The sequence below is a fragment of the Paenibacillus sp. PK1-4R genome (assembly GCF_030369595.1).
Lineage (GTDB): Bacteria > Bacillota > Bacilli > Paenibacillales > Paenibacillaceae > Paenibacillus.
The window spans coordinates 5,292,804-5,312,914 of record NZ_CP126535.1; the positions used below are offsets into that span (position 1 = coordinate 5,292,804).

The following is a 20,111-nucleotide window of genomic DNA, read 5'->3' on the forward strand; positions in this document are numbered from 1 at the left end:
CAGCGGCTGTTTGTAAGCCCATATCGAATGTTTGAGCAAGATTACAATATCATTTTGGATATTCTCTTTTTTTCTCCATTTGTTTAACCGCCAACCTATTTCGTTTAAAAATATGAAGCTGACCGAATAGAAAGGAGTGTCGATATGAACGGACCTCATACCAAGAAAGATTTCTCCGTGGAGGAGATCACCGAACAACTCGTACAACATGTACAATCCCGGAACCTTCCCGACTTCTATAAATTGGTGAAAGAACTGCATCCCTACGACCTCTCACTTGTATATAAAAAGTTCCCTGAAGAAGAAACCAATCGGTTTCTGCTCCTGTTCAAACCTGATGCTCTGGCGGATCTCGCCGAGACCTTGAAGCTGCACGAACAGATTCAACTGTTTGAACGACTTGGGCCGGAACGAACACTTGAAGTCATGCAGCAGATGGACAAAAGTGACCTGATCCGGTTCATGCACGATTTGCCTGCCAAACGCAGAGAAGAATTGCTGTCCAACATGAATCTGGACCACTCTGCCATTATCCGATCCGTGCTTAATTATCCGCCGGAAACGGCAGGACGCATCATGACAGATCAATATCGGACCCTGCTCGCTCATGAGACAGCCAAGGAAGCCTTACGACAATCGCAAGGTACCATGCATATCTCAGCCTCCAGTTATCTCTATGTAACCGATAATGAAGGCAAACTGGTCGGTGTCGTGAGTTATCGATCCCTTGCCTTGGCTGACGATAAGACCCAGGTTGAAGAACTGATGACCCGGCGGGTGATCCATGCAACGGTTGATATGGACCAGGAAGAAGCAGCACAGCTTCTACAGCGTTATGAGTTCATTGCACTTCCGGTGGTAGATGAAAATCACAGATTATGCGGTATCATTCAGATGGATGATGTCATCGATATTATTATGGACGAAGCCAGTGAAGATTTGGCCAAGATGGGGGGTGGCAGCAAGGATATCGACTTTGATACCAAACCACTCGTGGCCGTCAGACGCAGGCTTCCCTGGCTCATTCTATTGCTGCTGATTGGTCTAATCTCGGGAAGTATTGTGGATTTCTTCGAGGATACACTCAATCAGGTTGTGGCATTGGCATTTTTCATGCCGATGATCGCAGGTATGACCGGTAACACAGGAACGCAGTCTCTGGCTGTTGTGGTACGCGGACTGATCGGACGCAAACTCGACAAAGCCACTGTACTCGCACTGATTGGTCGGGAGATCAAGGTAGGCATAATGATTGGCTTGGTCTGTGGATTGCTGATTACTGTCATCGCTTATTTCTGGCAAGGGGACTGGCTGCTAGGCGCCATTATTGGGGTGTCTCTGTTCCTCACTCTTGTCATTGGTACACTGACCGGTACCTGCATCCCGCTTCTGCTTAGTCGTTTCAAAGTCGACCCGGCTGTTGCCTCTGGCCCGTTAATCACCACATTAAATGATATCTTGTCCCTGTTTATCTATTTTGGAATCGCCACACGTTTCCTCGATGCCTTGATGTAACTAAGTTGGGCATACAGCAAAACAGACCTGATCCTGAGATCAAGGTCTGTTTTTTCATTTTATCCAGTGTTACGCTGATCTTTTATTTTTATTATAGATATCAAACGCTACAGCGAGCAGTAGTACCAATCCCTTAATCCCCTGTTGCCAGTCAATACCGAGACCAATCAGGGACATCCCGTTATTCAGCACACCCATAACCAAACCACCGATGATAGCACCAAATACCGTACCTATGCCCCCTGAAGCGGAAGCACCACCGATGAAACAGGCCGCAATGGCATCCAGCTCAAAGTTGGTGCCCGCTCTTGGCGTAGCCGCATTCAGACGTGCGGCGAAGATTAACCCGGATACCGCGGCAAGCGTACCCATGTTCACGAAAACCCAGAAGGTTACCTTTTTTGTTTTGACACCGGACAGACCTGCGGCCTTCTCATTACCTCCAAGCGCATACACATGTCGTCCCATGACAGTACGATTCATAACGAAGGAATACACAACGATCAGGACAAAGAGCAGGACCAGAATATTCGGAATACCTGCATAACTTGCGAGTACAAACGTAAATAGATTCGTCACAACAGCCACCACAATCAACTTGAGCAAGAACAGTCCCTGTGACACAACCTCGAATCCATATTTTCGCTGGGAACGGCGTTCACGCAGCTCATTGACAATGTACCAGACGGTGAGCACAAGACCAACAATGATCGATACCAGACCAAAGCCTGAGAATTGAATGTCTGCCAGGAAGCCCGAACTTATTTTCTGGAATCCACCCGGGAAAGGAGAGATCGATTGCCCCTCCAGGACAATCATCGTTAAGCCGCGGAACAGCAACATCCCTGCCAACGTTACGATAAATGCCGGAATCCGCACATACGCGATCCAGAAGCCTTGCCATGCACCGATCAAAGCACCAACTAGCAAGGAAGCAATGACTGCAAGCCAAGCCGGAAGCTGCCAATCAACCATCATAATCGCAGCAACTGCACCAACAAAGGCTGCAATGGAACCAACAGACAGGTCAATATGCCCGGTAATGATGACCAGCACCATTCCGATCGCCAGCACCAAAATGTAGCTGTTCTGCAAAATCAAATTTGTAATATTAATCGGCTTGAGCAACAGCCCGCCTGTAAGTACCTCGAACAAAAGCATAATCACTACCAAGGCAATAATCATGCCGTATTGACGGATATTATTTTTGAACAGCTTTGTTATCATTTCCATGCTTGCCGCCTCCAGACTTGGTCATATATCTCATCAACGTTTCCTGCGATGCTTGCTCCCGGCTGACTTCACCGGTGATTCGTCCGGCATTCATCACATAGATCCGGTCACACAGGCCAAGAACCTCCGGAAGCTCGGATGAGATTACCAGTACGCCCTTGCCTTCAGCAGCAAGCCGATGAATGATCGTATAGATTTCGAATTTCGCTCCCACATCAATACCGCGGGTAGGTTCATCCAGGATAAGAATATCTGGTCCGGCAAAAATCCATTTGCTGAGCACCACTTTTTGCTGGTTGCCTCCACTCAGATTACCGGTCTTCTGCAAAATACTTGGTGCTTTGATGTTCATGCTTTTTTTCATCTTTTCCGCCACCAATACTTCTTCACGCTCATTCACTACGGCGTTTCGCGTCAGCTTGCTCAGACCCGTTAAGGAAATATTGCGCTTGATGTCATCCATCAGAATGAGTCCGTATTCCTTGCGATCTTCTGTCACATAAGCAAACCCATTCTGAATGGCCTCGGTGACGGTATTGTTGTGGATCGGTTTACCATTCTTGATGAGTTGCCCCGAAATATTCCGGCCATAGGATTTGCCAAAGATACTCATGGCAAGTTCGGTACGCCCAGCGCCCATCAGCCCGGCAATACCTACAATCTCACCACGTCTGATATTCATATGGATCTGATCCAGCACTTTTCGCTCGGCATGATGTTCGTGATATACCGTCCAGTCCTTTACCTCAAGGATAACTTCACCAATGGTGGCATGACGCTCCGGATAACGGCTGGTGAGATCACGTCCTACCATGCCGCTAATAATCCGGTCCTCCGTCACTTTTTCGTTCTTCATATCCAACGTCTCAATCGTCTTACCATCCCGTAAAATGGTCACTGAATCGGATACCTTGGATACCTCATTCAGTTTGTGTGAGATCAGGATACAGGCGATGCCCTGTTTCTTGAATTCCAGCATCAATTGCAGCAGATTTTCACTGTCGTCTTCGTTCAACGCAGCGGTTGGCTCATCCAAAATAAGCAGCCGCACCTTTTTGGAGAGCGCTTTCGCAATTTCGACCAGTTGCTGCTTGCCTACCCCGATGCTGGATACCAGCGTGTTTGGATTTTCGCTCAGTCCCACCTTCGAGAGCAGCTCCCGTGTACCTACAAAAGTTTCCTTCCAGTTGACAATTCCTCTGCTGGCACGCTCATTGCCCAGATATATATTTTCTGCGATCGAGAGGTAGGGAATCAGGGCCAACTCCTGATGGATAATGACAATTCCCAGATCCTCGCTCTGTTTGATATCCTTGAACTCACATTTCTTGCCCTGAAATAAAATGTCGCCTTCATACGTGCCATGTGGATATACACCACTCAACACCTTCATCAACGTAGATTTACCTGCGCCATTTTCACCACATATGGAATGAATTTCGCCTTCACGGACTTTCAGATTGACATTTTCCAGCGCTTTGACGCCAGGAAAGGTTTTGGTGATGTTTTTCATTTCCAGAATGATTCCGGCCATGGGATGTGCTCCTTTCACTTATTATTTCAGTCCGATTTCTTCCTTCGTGTAATAATGGGTACCAACGATATCCTGCTCCACATTTGTACGATCCACGGAGATGGGATCCAAGAGATATGCCGGAACAACGTTAATTCCGTTGTTATACGATGTTGTATCATTAACTTCCGCCTGTTTTCCTTGCAAAATACTATTGGCCATCTCTACCGTCTTCTCCGCTAGCTTCCGTGTATCCTTGAACACCGTCTGCGTCTGTTCCCCGGCCACAATTGACTTGATCGAGGCAAGTTCGGCATCCTGTCCTGTAATAACGGGGAGCGGCTTGTTCGAAGTACCGTAACCAATCCCTTTCAAGGATGAGATGATACCAATACTGATTCCATCATAAGGAGATAATACTGCATCCAGATTATCACCCGAGTAATACGCACTCAGCAGGTTATCCATCCGTGACTGGGCAAGTGCCCCGTCCCAGCGCAAGGTAGCAATCTGGGCCATCGTCATCTGCTTGCTGCGTACCACCAGTTTGCCGGAATCGATGTACGGCTTCAGCACAGACATCGCACCGTCGAAGAAGAAATAGGCGTTATTATCATCAGGAGAGCCGCCAAACAGCTCAATGTTATACGGTCCTTTTCCATCCTTGAGCCCAAGCTTTTGTTCGATGTAGGAGGCTTGAAGCACACCCACCTTAAAATTGTCGAACGTGGCGTAATAGGTCAAGTAAGGCGTATTGCGAATGAGCCGATCGTACGAGATCACTTGTATCCCTTCGTCATGTGCCTTCTTGATCACATCCGTTAATGTGTTGCCATCCACGGACGCGATGACCATCACATCCACACCTTTGGTGATCATGTTTTCAATCTGTGAAATCTGATTCTCGACCACATCCTCAGCATACTGAAGATCGGTTTTGTACCCCTGCTCCTGAAACAGACGGACCATGTTCTCCCCGTCCCCCACCCATCGTTCTGATGATTTGGTTGGCATCGATATACCGACATATCCCTTTTCTTTACTGCCTGGGCCACTCTCTGCCAGATTGCAGGCCGAGAGCATCAAGGTCATCACCAGAAGCCAGATGAGCATTGCTCCTTTTTTCATATGAAGTTCCCCTTTCCTCACGTCATACGGTTCTGAATGAGTTCTAAGATAACGCTTACAACGTATGTGGTACATTCTGTTGCTTGGTGTTCCTATCTGAGACCAATGGTAGCATTGGAGATACTGCAAGGTCTTTGCACGTTTTGAACCTTTTTTATAAAAATTTAACTTTTGATGGAAACGCTTTAAGTACAAGTGTGACCCATGAGATACCATTCCAGAGTCAAAAAAAAAGGACATGCTCCACTTCGCTTCACACGAAGTAGAACACATCCATCTCATTCCTCATACGTCTTAATGATCAAGTATTGCGTTTATATCGGTTGAGGTAAGTCTTTTGATTGTCCTCATATGCTACATATTATATTCGATTCGCTGAAGGACGATAAGCCGTCCCTCCGTCTTTTCGATACTGCACAGGCGAAATGCCCATTGTTTTCTTAAACGCGGTACTGAAATAATGCTGGGTGTCATAACCTACACGCTCAGCTATGGTGTGGATCGGAAGTGTTGTTGAGTCCAACAGCTGTATAGCCTTGCGAATGCGAGCATGGGTGACAAGCGTGACAAAGGAATCATTCAGCTCTTTCTTCAACACACGACTAAGATATACGGCAGATACTTGTAGACGGGAAGCGAGCGACTCCAGGGTCAGTTCCCGCTCGGCATACTCTTCGTGAATAAGTTGTCTCGCCCGGCGAACCAGAGGGGACAACTGCACTTCTTCGTGTACCCGTTCACGGCAATGACGGTACGTATCCGGCGTCTCCTCCAGTGTCCCTGCATGTGTCTCCACATGAGCATGAATAGCAATATTCAGGCAAGAACTGATCTGCTGTTCCAGAAGGGACTCTATTTCTTCGGGGGCTTCCTGCCACAGACACATGCCAATTAACCCGCTTACGTCCCGGAACAGAACATGCGGCAGGTCTGCCAGCAGTTCACTCACTATATTTTCTACTGCAAACAGAAACAACTGACGATCATTCTCTCTCAGTATCGTCTGACGCGCTTCAGCGGCAGGCCAGCGCACAATCCCAATCTGCACAGGTGGAACCGCGGGCAGACGTAGAAACACAAGCTGCTCCGTCAGATCTCTCCCTTCAGCCTGCCCCTCCAGCCACTCCAGCATAAATCGCTGGCGAAGCAGCGGGATATTACGTTCAATCTGATGAGCTGCCTGTTGTACATATGCCGTCCTCTGGTACTCTTCAGTAAGTCGCTGATGCAAACGCTCAAGTGCCGCATATAATTGTTCTGCTTGCACAGGCTTCAAGATGTAATCCTCTACGCCAAGACGCACCGCCTCCTGTGCATATGCAAATTCATCATGTCCAGAGATGATCAGATAACGACAGCCCGGGCACTTCTGCTGAAGGGCACGGATTAGTTCGATTCCGTTCAGGAATGGCATGTTCATATCCACGAGAACAATATCCACCCCCAAGTCAGCCGCCCGTTCCAGCGCTTCCTCGCCATCTTCCGCTTCACCTACAACTTCCATCCCGAGAGTTGTCCAGTCAATGGCATCCCGAATCCCCTCACGAATGATCGGTTCATCATCCGCGATGAGCACGCGGTATTTTTTTGCCATGTGGCTATCCGGCGTAATCTCCATTACCTTGGTTGATTCGGATGTCTCATCTATCCCAGTGGAAGTTGTCACGGTCGATTTTATGAATTTTCCCATTCATTCTCCTGCCTCTCTTCGTTATTGATTTGCTGGATTGGTGGGAGCTCTCGCATCAACGGATGAATGATGGTCACACGAGTTCCTTCCCCTTCCTGGCTCTCCAGTTCAATACCGTACTCATCACCAAAGGACAGCCGGAGACGGGCCTGCACGTTCAACATTCCATAACTTTTGCCTGTCATCCCAGGCGAAGACGCTTCCAAACTTGCTAGAGGAGCTTCGAGCAGATGCTGCATCTCGGCAAGCCGTTCGTTGGACATGCCTGCTCCATTATCCTGAACAGTCAGCAGCAGTCTGTTATGTTCCAATCTGGCCTCCACCCGAATGTGTCCTGGCCCACGCCTGCCCTTGATTCCATGATAGATTGCATTCTCTATTAGGGGCTGAAGCAGCAGCTTTAACACAAAAAGGTCCTGCAGTTCCTCTGGAATATTCAATGTATACTGAAGACGATCGCGGTATCGTGTCTGCTGAATTTGCATATAGCTGGTCATATGCTCAAGCTCGGAGTGCAGCGGAATATAATCCTGTCCTTTACTAAGCCCTATGCGAAATAATCGAGATAACGCACCAACCATGCCGGAGACATCTTCTGCACCCTCTTTGCGTGCCATCCAATGAATCGTATCCAGGGTATTGTACAAAAAGTGTGGTTTGATATGCTCCTGCAAACTCCGCATTTCAGCGTCGCGCTTCTGCCGCTCCCGCAATTCATTTAGTGATATCAGTTGTCTAATCTGTGCCAGCATTCGGTTATAACTGTTGCCAAGCATACCAATCTCGTCAGCGCGATCACTCCAGCGGCCTGGTCTGAGATTGCCGGTCTCCGCCCTGCGCATATAGGACATCAGCCGGAAAATGGGCTGAGCAATAGAACGGGAGAACCATAAAGAGGCGCTCAGGCCGAACAAACACACCACAAATACAAAGCTAACCACGTAAAACTGGATCTGGCGCACTTCGGAGATCGAGTCTCTTGTGGGAAATACCCCTACCGTTCTCCAACCCGTAAAGGTAGACGACTGGTACATGAATAATAACGTTCCACCCTCTGTTTCGGCGGTAAACGTTCCACTCTCACCGGAGGGGAACCAGTCTGTGGGAATGTGTTCTATTAGCGGATGCTCAGGCTTGTATACACTGTGACCCTCTGCATCCGTTACCATCACATAACCGGATTTCCCCAAGGTTACATTACGGGCAGCTTGAGAGACGGACCTTAGTTTAAGATCAATCATAATAACGCCCCGTACACGTCCTGACGCTTCATCCGTTATGGAACGTGCAACCGATACAATCTCATCGTCCTTGTACCGTACATGTGTCGTGAGATTACGCTCTTTTGGCTGACCCAATACCATGAAAATGCCCGGATTGGCCGAAGCTTTTTGATACCATTTTTCCTGGATCAGGCTCTGTTCCGCCCGGGGATACATCTCGTTGCTAATATAGTCACCACGTTCATTAACAAGAACAATCCCGGCGATTTCAGGATACAACGTTGTGAACCCCTGCAAGGTTTGCTTGATGCCATATAACCGATTTTGCTCCGTTGCGGCATTGGTGTCCATGTTCATCGGTTCGATGCCTGCATCATCATTCGGTGGCATTTTGTCGTTCATAAAAGCATCAATATCCGGGTTAAAGGCAATCAGGTAGGTCATGTTTTGCAAATTCTCCATTTTGCTGTTCAGAGCTTCATTCACTTTGCCAATCAGCTGCATGGTATGACCTTCAACCTGTCGCTCAACTACCCGCTCCACCGTCCAGTTCACAAGCAACCCAAGTCCTACGGAAGGTACAATGGCGAATAACAGAAAAAGCAGCATCAGCTGGTAGCGGAGGGGCATATTACGCAAGCGTAAACGCCGAATCCCGTTCCTGAAAGTGGAGAGAATTGCTCTCCTGCTCCAAGGCCTTGGACTCTTGAAATCTCCCTTGTTATTTGGCATAGTAATCATCCACATCCGAGCGTGTCACCACAGAGATCCCTGTGTCCACCATCACGGGAAGCGGTGCATTTTCACCGGATGAGGATGGGGCAGGGACCGTTAACTGGTGATGCAGATGGAACAAATATTGGAGTGACCAATATCCCATATTCCAGGTTCCCTGTGCAATGGTAGCTGAGATCGTACCGTTCTTGATCATGTCCAATGTATCCTTATTCGTATCAAACGAAATAATCTGCAATGGATGTCTGTCCCCGGCAGTCTGAACGGCTTCACCCGCTCCTGCTCCTCCGGTAGCTTCAGTCACAAAAATACCCGCCAGCTCCGGGTGTTCCTTCATCATTCTCAGTGTTTCGTCTCTGGATACCATCGCATCACCGTGTCCGTCTGCAACTTCAACGATCTGCATGGAAGGGTATCTCTCCTTGATCGTATCGCGGAAACCCTTCGTCCTCTCTTCATGATTTTGTTGCCCAGGTAAGGTTAATACCGCGACCTCTCCCTCACGACCCAGTAGTTCAGCCATTTTATCTGCAGCCATTACACCCGACTTGTAATTATCTGTCCCAAGAAAAGAATAGGCCTGGCTATCAGGTGCATCCGCGTCAAATAATACAACAGGGATATCTGCGTCGATTGCCTTGTTAATCGCTGGAACTAGCGATTGTGGATCAATCGCAGATATGGCAATACCCGCCGGTTTACGAGCGATGGCCTGCTCGATCACCATGGTCTGCTCCTTCGCATCATACCGGGTAGCACCGCGATATTCTACGGTCACGCCAAGCGCATCCGCGGCATCCTCGAAACCTTTGAGCGGGCTTTTCCAATACTCCAGCCCGGACTGGAATGTAATCATGATATACGTTTCTCCGATATCGCCGCGCAACCCCCGGTCCTCCCAAGAACTGTTTACCTGACTGGTGTATTCGAATCTCAACACATACAATGCAAAGGCTGAGATTAGTAAAATGTATACCAGCAGCATTTTTTTCATTCCGTTCACTTCCTCAAGTGGTCTTATCACCTTGTACATCGTCTAAATTGTAAACGCAATCATTCAAAAAGAAAACTACTCCTTATCTTTTATAAGCAAGCTCCTGTTGCCAACCGTGTATCTGCTGCAATAATGTACTATATGGTTTCTCCCTCTGGACGTATGATCATGGAACTAGACTACAACCAGAGGAGAGCATCATCATTATGAATCTTGCATCTTTTTTAATCTACTGCATCGTTGTTACATTCACACCCGGCCCCAGCAATATCGTAATTCTTTCTTCTACACAGATCGTTGGCGCACGAAAAACAATGCGTTATGTCTGGGGAGCTACACTGGCATTTGGTCTGCTGCTTACCGCATCAGCGTTTCTTAATCATCTTCTTGCGGGCGTGTTGCCCGGAATTCTGAAGGTGATGCAGATCGTCGGCGGTCTGTACATGGTGTATCTGGCGTACCAGATCTACAAGATGGGTACCACCGAGGATGCACCGAAACAAGTTACCGGATTCTGGAACGGTTTCATCATGCAATTTGTGAATCCAAAGGTGGTCTTGTTTACTTTCACGGTCATTCCAAGTTATGTATTGCCCTTTTATCAAAGTTCATTCTCATCGTTTCTGTTCGTGCTGCTCATTACATTCATTGGTTTTCTGGCCTATTCCAGTTGGGTTGTTTTTGGTACGGTTTTCAAAACGTTGCTAAATCGGCACCAAAAATTACTGAGTATTCTCATGGCCCTTTTTTTGTTATACTCAGCCATTATAGTCTCCGGATTGATCTAAAGCTTGGGAGGTGTGCTGCATGGAACGGTTTAACTATAAAAAGTCGCAAGACGTGCTGGCACTATCCGCCAGCTTTACCGATTTCACTTATAAAAAACATTGCCACGAAGAGTATGCAGTTGGCGTAACGCTGCGCGGCATTCAACAATACAACCTCGACGGACAATATCAGGCTTCTCACCAAAATGGTGTGATGTTGTTTAACCGCGAACAGTCTCATGACGGAAGCTCCTATGATAAGGCTGGCATTGATTATGTGATGCTGTATTTGAAGCCTGAATTGGTTGAGGAGATTATAGGCAAAAAGGAATTGCGTTTTGGAAGTCCCATCGTCTATGATCCCGAGCTTGCACGTAAGATCCTGATGCTGAACGACGCCGTTCAACTCAGACAGGACGAAGCCGAGTGCAGCGAACGGGTCTTCGATCTGGTTCACCTTCTGGCTCAGAAGGAAATGGACACCAAGCTCTGGTTGCCTCAGGACAACCTGGTCCGCAAAGCCAAGGAAATCATGTTTTGCAGCACCGAAGATGTACTCAAGCTGGACAACCTGAGCTCCGAATTTGGCATGTCCAAGTTTCAATTTATCCGTGAATTCAAGGCACAAGCCGGCATATCCCCTTACCAGTTTTTCTTAAACTGCAAGGTAGAGCGTGCCCGTCAATCCATCGAAACACACAAGGACGTATATACTGCTGTTGCCGATTGCGGATTTGTTGATCTGACCCATCTGAATCGTCATTTCAAACGGGTATTTGGCGTCACAGCTTATGAATACATGTTGCAGCTAAACTAGTTTCATAAGATCGATAGTCCCTGCTCCAATTGGATACAATTTTGACGCCAATCCTGAAAATCCCCGTATAGAACGTTAATGTACCTTAACACTCTGTACGGGGATTAGTTTCTTTTTTTGTCATACAAACCTTATGTTATACAATCCAACTTTCAAATTTCATTAGACCTGCAATCAGATTCTTTTCTTTCGTTTCCATATCCACACGATTGCCAACGCTGCCAATAAAATGACTCCACCGTATAAAATAAGCAGGTAATATTCACTTCGCCCATCATTTGTTTCTCCAAAATCTTCTTTACTTACAACCTTGCCCGCGCCAAGCAATTTCAGATCGTCCCCGGCTTGTTCAACAGGAACATTGCCACTGCACAGATTCGTATGCAGCCTGTTGTCTCGTTCATCTAGACTGGCAAAGATCAGGTAGGACTGATTCTTTTCAAATTGAATGCCACAGGAGTCAGACCCACCGTCCTTCCCCACAATTTTCATCTTTTTGGCACTGACTCCCTTCCATGCAGAATCTACATCAAAGGTATACTCTCTTACGCCATTATACCGGTATAGCTGCGATCCGCCTTTCTTCACTACTTTTCCTGTAAATACCGTGGTATACGTTTCCAATCTCTTTTGAACATCACTCTCGACACAACTGCAAGCATACACTTTCTCTCCGGGAAATAGAGCTAACCCAGACGTAACCAACAGTAAGATCAACATGCACATCACCAACCATCGTTTCATTCCGACTGCTCCCCTCCTACATTCTCTGCTTAAATAAGCGTTGTTAAGGTTACATATTTTTATTGCTGCTATATTTATTGTAAAATTATAGCATAATATAAATATCGTTATGTCCGACATACGCAAGGACACAACATACGAAATCAACTATCACGGAGGAACTCAACATTTGATGCACAACTGGAAAAAGAATATCTCATTCCCGCTGCTCGTTGCAGCGTTATGCATGATCGCCTTTGTAAGCATCGCCCTGTCCATCAGTGACAACCAGATTCATCGATTTGATGATACGCTGATCGGCTGGATTCAGGGGTTGGAGTCCCCCGGCATGACGCAATTCATGCACCTTTTTACCTGGATCGGCAGTGAAATGCCTGTGGTCTTCATTACCATCATCGCCATGATTGTGTTATACGTCTATCTGCGACACAAACGCGAACTGCTCTTCCTGGCTTGTGTGCTCGCAGGTTCAACCCTGTTAAATGCATTGCTCAAAATGATATTCCAGCGTGCTAGACCTACCATTAACCGGATCATCGAAGTGAGCGGCTACAGCTTCCCCAGTGGGCATTCCATGGCCGCATTTAGCCTGTATGGTGGATTGGCCTTTCTGATCTGGAAACATGTACCCACTGTTACGGGCCGTGTGCTGATGATTATTGCCAGCGCCGTATTTATACTGACCATTGGTATAAGTCGTATCTACTTGGGTGTGCATTATCCAAGTGATATCGTCGGAGGATACTTCTTGAGTGGTTGCTGGCTCTCCACATGCATATGGTTTTACCGGCGGCATTTGGAGCGCATGTCCCAACTGCAAAGCAGAAGGCTCGCCTAGGCGGTCCGCTATTGAACTACACAAAGAAATACCCGGCTTTCCTTAACTGAAGGATAACCGGGTATTTTTTATATTCATATATAGTAGTCCTGAACTCGTTCAGGACTACATGGACCGCTTGTCCCATTTAAGGGAACAGACCGATCTGGTTTTTTCACACCAACTTATAACTCTTCACCATTGGATTCGATAACTTTTTTGTACCAGTGGAAGCTCTTCTTCGGTGTTCTGCTTAAGTCACCATTACCATCGTTGTCCTTGTTGACATGAATGAAGCCATAACGCTTCTTCATCTCTCCAGTGGATGCACTAACCAGGTCGATACATCCCCACATGGTGTAGGCAATCAGATCTACGCCGTCAGCTACCGCTTCTTTCATCTGTTCAATGTGACCTTTCAGATAATCAATGCGATAGTCATCTTGAATGGAGCCATCTTCCTCTACCACATCGACAGCACCCAAACCGTTCTCAACCACCATCAGTGGAATCTGATAACGATCATACAGATGATTCAGTGTATAACGCAGTCCTTTTGGATCGATCTGCCAACCCCAGTCGGAAGCTTCGAGATATGGATTTTTGATACCGCCCAGTAGATTACCTTCTGCTCTCTCGAGGGACTCGTCCGCACTCTCAACCAGAGACATGTAATAACTGAAGGAATAGAAGTCTACGCAGCCTTCACGCAAAGTCTGCTCATCTCCCGGTTGCATCTCGATCTGGATACCTTCTTCGGCGAAGAAACGTTTGGCGAATCCAGGATATGCTCCACGAACCTGTACATCACCGCAGATCATATTGGAGATTTGGTCTTTCTTCTGTGCAAGCAGCATGTCGTCCGGGTTACAAGTATTTGGATAGGTTGTCATAAAAGCGACCATACAGCCGATCTGGAAATCAGGGTTAATTTCATGTCCCAGCTTCACCGCTTTAGCACTCGCAACGAATTGATGATGTAATGCCTGGAAACGAGTCTGTGGATCATCCACTCCGTCGACCAGCGTCTCTTTGCCTTCAAACAGAATACCTGCAGCCATATAAGCACCCATCGGCATCGTCAGACAGTTGATTTCGTTGAACGTCAGCCAGTATTTGACCTGATCCTTGTAACGGTTGAACAGGGTTGTACAATAACGGATATAACAATCGATAACTTCACGGGAAGCCCAGCCGTTATACTTCTGCGTCAGACCAAATGGCGTTTCATAATGGGAGATCGTTACGAGCGGCTCAATATTGTACTTTTTCAACTCGGCAAAAACATTATCGTAGAACTGCAACCCCTCTTCGTTTGGCTCCAGATCGTAACCGTTCGGATAGATTCGGGACCAGTTGATGGACATGCGGAACATTTTGAATCCCATTTCTGCCATCATGGCAATATCTTCTTTGTAGTGTCCGTAAAAATCAACCGCTTCATGGCTCGGATAATACGTGCCCTCTTCCAGTACAGGTGTAATCCGGCGTGGAATCGTGTGGGTTCCCCCTGTCATCATGTCAGACGTGCTTGGCCCCTTGCCACCCTGGTTCCATCCACCCTCGAATTGATTGGCAGCCGTTGCGCCACCCCAGTAAAATCCTTCTTTCATTGTCATGACCAGTTCCTCCTTCATATTTAACTCATTTCGATATAAAGTGCTGATATTATGCGAGTAGCCGTTCCGGTCACGAATCGTTCTTCTGATCGCTGTTATCCTCGGATTTCTTTTATTCCCATTTTTAGATGGAAAAATCCGATGATAAATGCGAACACTTCGTTTTTTCAGAATCGATATCGTCCCCTTCACTACTTCGCAATAAATGAAGAACAAATTATAAATCTGAGTCAAAATGTCTTGGTAAGACTTTTATACCAGTGTACCATCCATACCCTGACACCTATTGTCATGGTATAATCAGAGCATGGAAAATAACCGACTATTTCGAATGTTGCTTTTGTTATTGGAGAAAAAGAAAGCCACCGCACCAGAACTCGCCCGTATGTTCGAGATTTCTGTACGCACGGTGTACCGTGATATCGACCGGTTGAGCGCTGCGGGCATTCCCGTCTATACGACAACCGGCAAACATGGCGGTATCCATCTGATGGACAACTATGTCATGGACAAGTCCCTGTTGTCGGAAGAAGACCAGAACGAAATTTTGATGGGACTATACAGCATCAGTGCGATCCCACACCTTAATAGTGCTCATATGCTGCAACGGCTGACCGCTCTGTTTGATCACAAGCTGGATTGGATCGAATTCAATTTCTCACCATGGGGCAGCATCCCCCTGCAAGAGAGAGAACTGTTCAATCAGGTGAAACAAGCCATATTAACGAATCAACTGATTACGTTTCATTATGTTAATTCGGATGGTGAGAAGAGCATTCCAACCGTGGAGCCACAGAAACTTATATTCAAAAACAGTACATGGTACTTCAAAGGATATATCCATGATGACCCTGATCGGAGAGAATTCGAGACATTTAAGATGAAACGGATCACCCAATTGACTTTTCTAACGAGAAAACACGATCACCCTGTTGATGCGGGGTCAACCCACCCTGAATCAGAGATAGCTCCAGCCCTGACTCCTTTGACACTCTCGTTTTCCAGCACCATTGCATACCGAGTACATGATTTTTTCGAACCGTCCCTCATTAAAAAAGAGCCTGATGGCAGGCTCCGTGTGTCTCTCGAACTGAATGTAGGGGAATGGCTCTACTCCTTCCTGCTGTCATTTGGTTCCGAGCTGACCGTAATCGATCCTGTTCATGTAGGACAGGAATTGCTCAGACGTCATATCAAAGCCGTTGAACATTTGCAGAACGTCATGAACAAACTTCCCAACAATGAATGATATAATATAGGCCTATACAACTTTTGATCACAGCTGACTCTCCGTCATCCATCTGACCGAAGGAGGTTTATTCATGCAAGACATTAGACGCAACAATGTGGAACGTTTCAAAGGTTTTGGTACGTTATACGATCAGAACCGACCAGCCGCTCCCACTGAAGTCGTGGATATTCTAACGACATATCTTGGCAGCACACCGCGTATGGTCGCAGATGTTGGCTGTGGCACCGGCTTATCCTCGTGGATCTGGCTTAATGAGGCAGAACGCATTATCGGCTTTGAACCCAGCGATGACATGAGGTCTGTAGCAGAATCCAAGTGGGAATCTGCCGGGAAGCCGGATAACCTGCGGTTTGTGTCCGGCTTGTCTCACGACCTCGGACTACCAGATGGCAGTGTTGATGTGCTTACCTGCTCCCAATCATTCCACTGGATGGAGCCGCAACCCACACTACGCGAGTTTGCACGTGTACTTCGCACAGGGGGCATATTTGCAGCCTACGATTGCGACTGGCCACCAATGTTAGACTGGCAGTTAGAACAAGCCTATCTGCAGCTGAATCAAGAAGCAGATCAACGAGCAGCCAGTCTGGCTCCCCAGGATAGCCAGGCACATAAATGGAGCAAGGATGGGCATTTGCAGCAGATTCAGGAGTCCGGTCTGTTCCGATATGTGCGGGAAATCGTGTTTCATCACCACGAGACATTCACTGCCGATCGATACGTCAATCTCGCCCTAAGCCAAGGCGGGCTGCAAACGGCGTTGAAGCTTGGGGCGGATGATTTATTAACAGCTGCTGACGAGTTCAGAACGCTGGCTAATCGTGTATTTAACGGAGAATCAAGAAAAGTACTCTTTTCTTATCGCATGCGCCTTGGTATTGTCTGAAAGTAGTCCGTTGCTTGCATCTCTCGTACATACCAAATGCAATAGGGAGGACCTACACGTCATAAACATGATCTGTAGGTCCTCCTTTTGTCTACATCATCAGGAGGAGAACAAGTCACTTAATTGTCGCTCCTGTACATTCAATGCCAACACCAATTTTGTTGGGTCTTGTCTTGAATAAATGACGTTAATGATATGACCTTGCTGCACCTGGGGCAGCGCAGATGACAAAATCTCTTTTTGCGTTGTCACATTGAAGGTTTCACCGTTCGTCTTTGTTATGCTGAGTTTGAGCTGAAGCTTGATCTTATTACTGCCTCCACTCCCAAGTGGAGTGACATCAAGGATCTTGGCCATCGCTTTTTCCCCTGTTCTTGCAATGTCTATCATTTCAGGTGATACCCCTTGCTGTACCATCTTTTCATCCAACAATTGCTGCATATCCTCCTGTGATAATTGCCCCTTCATATCAAGCCCTACCTTGCGCTCATCCTTTACGGAGACCACTAACGGAATAAAACTGCCCGGCTGAAACTGTGCCATGGATGTCAGCGGAATGACGGCTTTCATCTCGGTATCGTATTTCTCACGCCCCTTACGCGACACCGTCAGACCCAATCGAACCTCAGGCTGTTCATTAATATACGTACCTGTCTGTTGTATAGTTTTAATGACCCCAACTGCTGGTAAACCTGTCTTCACTCGACCTACGCCAAAAATATTGCTCAAAATCGCAGGAACAAAGATCAGTGCAAACCCGGCAAAGATTGCCGGAGTATACCACCATGCCTGCATAATCATAAATGGATCGTTCCACAGCTGCTGTGCCAGAAATGGGGAGAACCCCACTCCGAACACCGTTAATACGCCAATCAATCTCAGGAAACCTACCATATGATCCACCCTTTCTTAATCCTTCTCTTAATATCTCTATCAAAACCTCTAATGATATATCCATTAATCGTTGTTATACGCATTATTCAAATAGAGTATCGCTGTCTATAACCAAATACCTTCTAGATGGATACTAGACCCATGTAGATCAGTTCGGACGGATTCGATGGATTCTGGCCCAATCCCACCCGATCTCCAACTCGCGGAATCTGCATTTTGGACACCAGTGTCTCCAATGTTCGCTGATACTGGTTACCGTTTGTCTCTGTCACATCCAATACAAGTACAACAATCGGATCAAAGTTGATCAGTTTGCCTGTATCGGTGATCGTCACCACCGTTGCTGTTGCCGTTAATGGAAGCGAACCACTCGCCGCCAACTGTGCCTGCTTTGCCGAATCCAGACTTTGGTTGATCGCCTCCCGATGTTCCTTGGATACAAAACCTTTCATCATCATGCCAGTGAGTCCTTTATTCATCATTTTATCCGCTTTAGCAATCGCATCTTCCTGTTTGTTCTTTTTACCGAACCATCCCATAATAAACACCTCATTTGTTTTATTTGTTTTTATATTATAGTTAAATTATAAACACGGCTGCTTGTCCTTGAATACCCTTCTGGCGGCATACAAAAAAAACGAAAAATCCGGTAATTGAATTACCGGATAATCGTTTCTTTGGTAAGGAAGTATGCTAATTCCGCAAAAAAAATCTGCTAATCCGATCTTCATTTCACGATTGGCAGCTATATTTTGTGCCAAGTGCTTTGGCAATGCACCAAATCATGCCATAATCAGGCTCTTCCAAGCCGATTTCCACTCTATTTTTTGCGTAACAGATAGACCAGTTTCCGATAATACATGGCTGCTTCCTTGTATTTCCGCTGATCCTCGGATACTACGGCCATCCCCTCATATAACGGTTCAAGCCGCAGGACATGCTGCGCGGATTCAAAATAAGGCAGACACGCAAGTGCCCGCTCCATGAAAACTTCGCGATCTCCATGCGCAAGAGCCAGATGGCTCTGGTAGAAGGTTGCGCTCATCTGCTGGTCCTGTGTGGTTGCACATTTCAAAAGTTGATCTACACTTTGCGCGAGCACGCCCCAGTTCTTCCGCGCCAGAGCCACTTCGCATCGATATACACTGACGAGCGGTCGCATCGCGAGCTGTGTTTCTTCCGTTTCCTGCTGCAATAGCGACTCGAATCGTTCAATCTCCGTCTGTGCCTGATCCAGTTCACCTGTCATCGTTAACATGACTATCCGATTGTTCGCAATCGCCGTTACCAGATCTCCCTGGTTGCCGGCATACACGAGGTTTGCCTCCGCCATTGTTAATGCCGAGAGTGCCTCCTGAACCAGCCCCATTGCGAAGCAATAGCCACTATATGCTACATATAACCCGGACAACCGATGGAACATCCGCTGATCATAGACATGACGCATCGTAAGCTCAAATACCTGTTTTGCCTCTTCATACTGTTTGACCTGAATGTAGGCTTCCATCTTGATATTTTGCACAGACAGCCAGAATTCACTGCCAGGAAGCGCCAACTCACTGAGCCTGGTTGCATGAGTTAGTACATCTACAAAAGCCATTTTGGAGCGATAATATTGTATTTTATAGAACAAAAGTGCCTTGACTAACGGACGCGGCAGATCAATATCGTCTGGACGACCGTATTTTTCCAGGTAAAAATTGAGGTAGGACGTATGTATATACTCATGAGCCGTTGCATCGTTTAATTGTTGATAATAGACCGCCTTCATCAAGGCCGTTGTCAGCTCGACGGTCAGCGTGTCATCCCGATCTGCCAGTGCATGCACCGTTTCTTCGGATATCGCCGACGCTGGAACAGACATTTGTTCGAAAATAAACTCTGCACGTTCGAGTGTTTCCTCGTCCTGAGCCGCAGCTTTTAGAATATAGGAAGGGGATACCCCGAGACGCCCGGCGATGGCTTCTGCCAAGTCCTCAGGTAGCGGATAACGATCAGCCAGGATATTGGCAAAGTGGGCCTGCGTGACCAGACCTTCCACAAGGTCTTTACGGGAGATTTGTTTTCTTTTGCTTAGCAGTTCAATCCGTTCCTTCAGCATGGTATCCCTGTCCTTTCTATCCTAACAAGCGAGTACATTCTATTCACATCATCGCAAAATTAGAGATATAACGCCACCCTTCCGGCGAAATCAAACGAAACGGTTTCCGTTTCCGAGGTAATTGTTTTACAATAAGAAAGTATGTGTAAGAGCATTTTATCGAAATGCTGAAACATGAGCTGA

Annotated in this window: 17 protein-coding genes; 6 read left to right on the forward strand and 11 right to left on the reverse strand. The window is 46.9% G+C overall.

What is annotated here, in order from left to right; translation table 11 throughout:
• Positions 1-144: 144 nt before the first annotated feature.
• On the forward strand, positions 145-1,515 hold the full coding sequence (gene mgtE / locus QNO02_RS23015) for a magnesium transporter (RefSeq protein WP_051447459.1): 1,371 nt from the start codon (positions 145-147) through the stop codon (positions 1,513-1,515).
• A gap of 69 nt (positions 1,516-1,584) precedes the next feature.
• Here the strand turns inward: mgtE and mmsB are convergent, their stop codons facing one another.
• From mmsB to QNO02_RS23045, 6 genes are all read right to left on the reverse strand, one after another.
• The gene (mmsB, locus tag QNO02_RS23020) at positions 1,585-2,748 is read right to left on the reverse strand and encodes a multiple monosaccharide ABC transporter permease (protein ID WP_036674453.1); all 1,164 of its coding nucleotides are present in this window, start codon (positions 2,746-2,748) and stop codon (positions 1,585-1,587) included.
• A complete protein-coding gene (mmsA, locus tag QNO02_RS23025) occupies positions 2,717-4,282 on the reverse strand; it encodes a multiple monosaccharide ABC transporter ATP-binding protein (RefSeq protein WP_289390146.1) in 1,566 nt (521 codons plus the stop codon). The genes mmsB and mmsA overlap by 32 nt, the downstream gene beginning before the upstream one ends.
• 21 nt (positions 4,283-4,303) lie before the next feature.
• On the reverse strand, positions 4,304-5,389 hold the full coding sequence (gene chvE / locus QNO02_RS23030; protein ID WP_283945725.1) for a multiple monosaccharide ABC transporter substrate-binding protein: 1,086 nt from the start codon (positions 5,387-5,389) through the stop codon (positions 4,304-4,306).
• A 361-nt stretch (positions 5,390-5,750) separates the two neighbouring features.
• A complete protein-coding gene (locus QNO02_RS23035; RefSeq protein WP_502921891.1) occupies positions 5,751-7,055 on the reverse strand; it encodes a response regulator in 1,305 nt (434 codons plus the stop codon).
• An 8-nt stretch (positions 7,056-7,063) separates the two neighbouring features.
• Positions 7,064-8,932: a cache domain-containing sensor histidine kinase gene (locus QNO02_RS23040; RefSeq protein WP_289392865.1), complete on the reverse strand. Its 1,869-nt coding sequence runs from the start codon at positions 8,930-8,932 to the stop codon at positions 7,064-7,066.
• Between the two features lie 91 nt (positions 8,933-9,023).
• Positions 9,024-10,031, reverse strand: coding sequence for a substrate-binding domain-containing protein (locus tag QNO02_RS23045; protein ID WP_289390148.1), 1,008 nt, complete (start codon positions 10,029-10,031; stop codon positions 9,024-9,026).
• Between the two features lie 206 nt (positions 10,032-10,237).
• Here QNO02_RS23045 and QNO02_RS23050 point away from each other — a divergent pair, with 206 nt between their 5' ends.
• Positions 10,238-10,819: a LysE family translocator gene (locus tag QNO02_RS23050; protein WP_289390149.1), complete on the forward strand. Its 582-nt coding sequence runs from the start codon at positions 10,238-10,240 to the stop codon at positions 10,817-10,819.
• Between the two features lie 19 nt (positions 10,820-10,838).
• A complete protein-coding gene (locus QNO02_RS23055) occupies positions 10,839-11,615 on the forward strand; it encodes an AraC family transcriptional regulator (RefSeq protein WP_289390151.1) in 777 nt (258 codons plus the stop codon).
• Positions 11,616-11,789: 174 nt separating this feature from the next.
• On the opposite strand, the gene QNO02_RS23060 is transcribed toward QNO02_RS23055, so the two are convergent.
• Positions 11,790-12,359, reverse strand: coding sequence for a hypothetical protein (locus tag QNO02_RS23060; protein WP_165980252.1), 570 nt, complete (start codon positions 12,357-12,359; stop codon positions 11,790-11,792).
• Between the two features lie 172 nt (positions 12,360-12,531).
• Between QNO02_RS23060 and QNO02_RS23065 the strand changes: the two genes are divergently transcribed.
• Complete coding sequence (locus tag QNO02_RS23065; protein ID WP_289392866.1) at positions 12,532-13,197, forward strand: phosphatase PAP2 family protein; 666 nt, start codon at positions 12,532-12,534, stop codon at positions 13,195-13,197.
• 164 nt (positions 13,198-13,361) lie between these two features.
• Here the strand turns inward: QNO02_RS23065 and QNO02_RS23070 are convergent, their stop codons facing one another.
• The gene (locus QNO02_RS23070; protein ID WP_036617092.1) at positions 13,362-14,795 is read right to left on the reverse strand and encodes a glycoside hydrolase family 1 protein; all 1,434 of its coding nucleotides are present in this window, start codon (positions 14,793-14,795) and stop codon (positions 13,362-13,364) included.
• A gap of 307 nt (positions 14,796-15,102) precedes the next feature.
• On the opposite strand from QNO02_RS23070, the gene QNO02_RS23075 reads away from it, so the two are divergent.
• Positions 15,103-16,044: a helix-turn-helix transcriptional regulator gene (locus tag QNO02_RS23075; protein ID WP_289390152.1), complete on the forward strand. Its 942-nt coding sequence runs from the start codon at positions 15,103-15,105 to the stop codon at positions 16,042-16,044.
• A gap of 73 nt (positions 16,045-16,117) precedes the next feature.
• Positions 16,118-16,933 (forward strand): class I SAM-dependent methyltransferase, encoded by an 816-nt coding sequence (locus QNO02_RS23080; protein WP_289390153.1) that lies wholly within the window; start codon positions 16,118-16,120, stop codon positions 16,931-16,933.
• 99 nt (positions 16,934-17,032) lie between these two features.
• Here QNO02_RS23080 and QNO02_RS23085 read toward each other — a convergent pair whose 3' ends face one another.
• From QNO02_RS23085 to QNO02_RS23095, 3 genes are all read right to left on the reverse strand, one after another.
• On the reverse strand, positions 17,033-17,827 hold the full coding sequence (locus QNO02_RS23085; RefSeq protein WP_289392867.1) for a hypothetical protein: 795 nt from the start codon (positions 17,825-17,827) through the stop codon (positions 17,033-17,035).
• A 122-nt stretch (positions 17,828-17,949) separates the two neighbouring features.
• Positions 17,950-18,366: a hypothetical protein gene (locus QNO02_RS23090; protein WP_289390154.1), complete on the reverse strand. Its 417-nt coding sequence runs from the start codon at positions 18,364-18,366 to the stop codon at positions 17,950-17,952.
• Positions 18,367-18,647: 281 nt separating this feature from the next.
• Positions 18,648-19,928: an XRE family transcriptional regulator gene (locus QNO02_RS23095; protein WP_289390155.1), complete on the reverse strand. Its 1,281-nt coding sequence runs from the start codon at positions 19,926-19,928 to the stop codon at positions 18,648-18,650.
• Positions 19,929-20,111 lie beyond the last annotated feature (183 nt).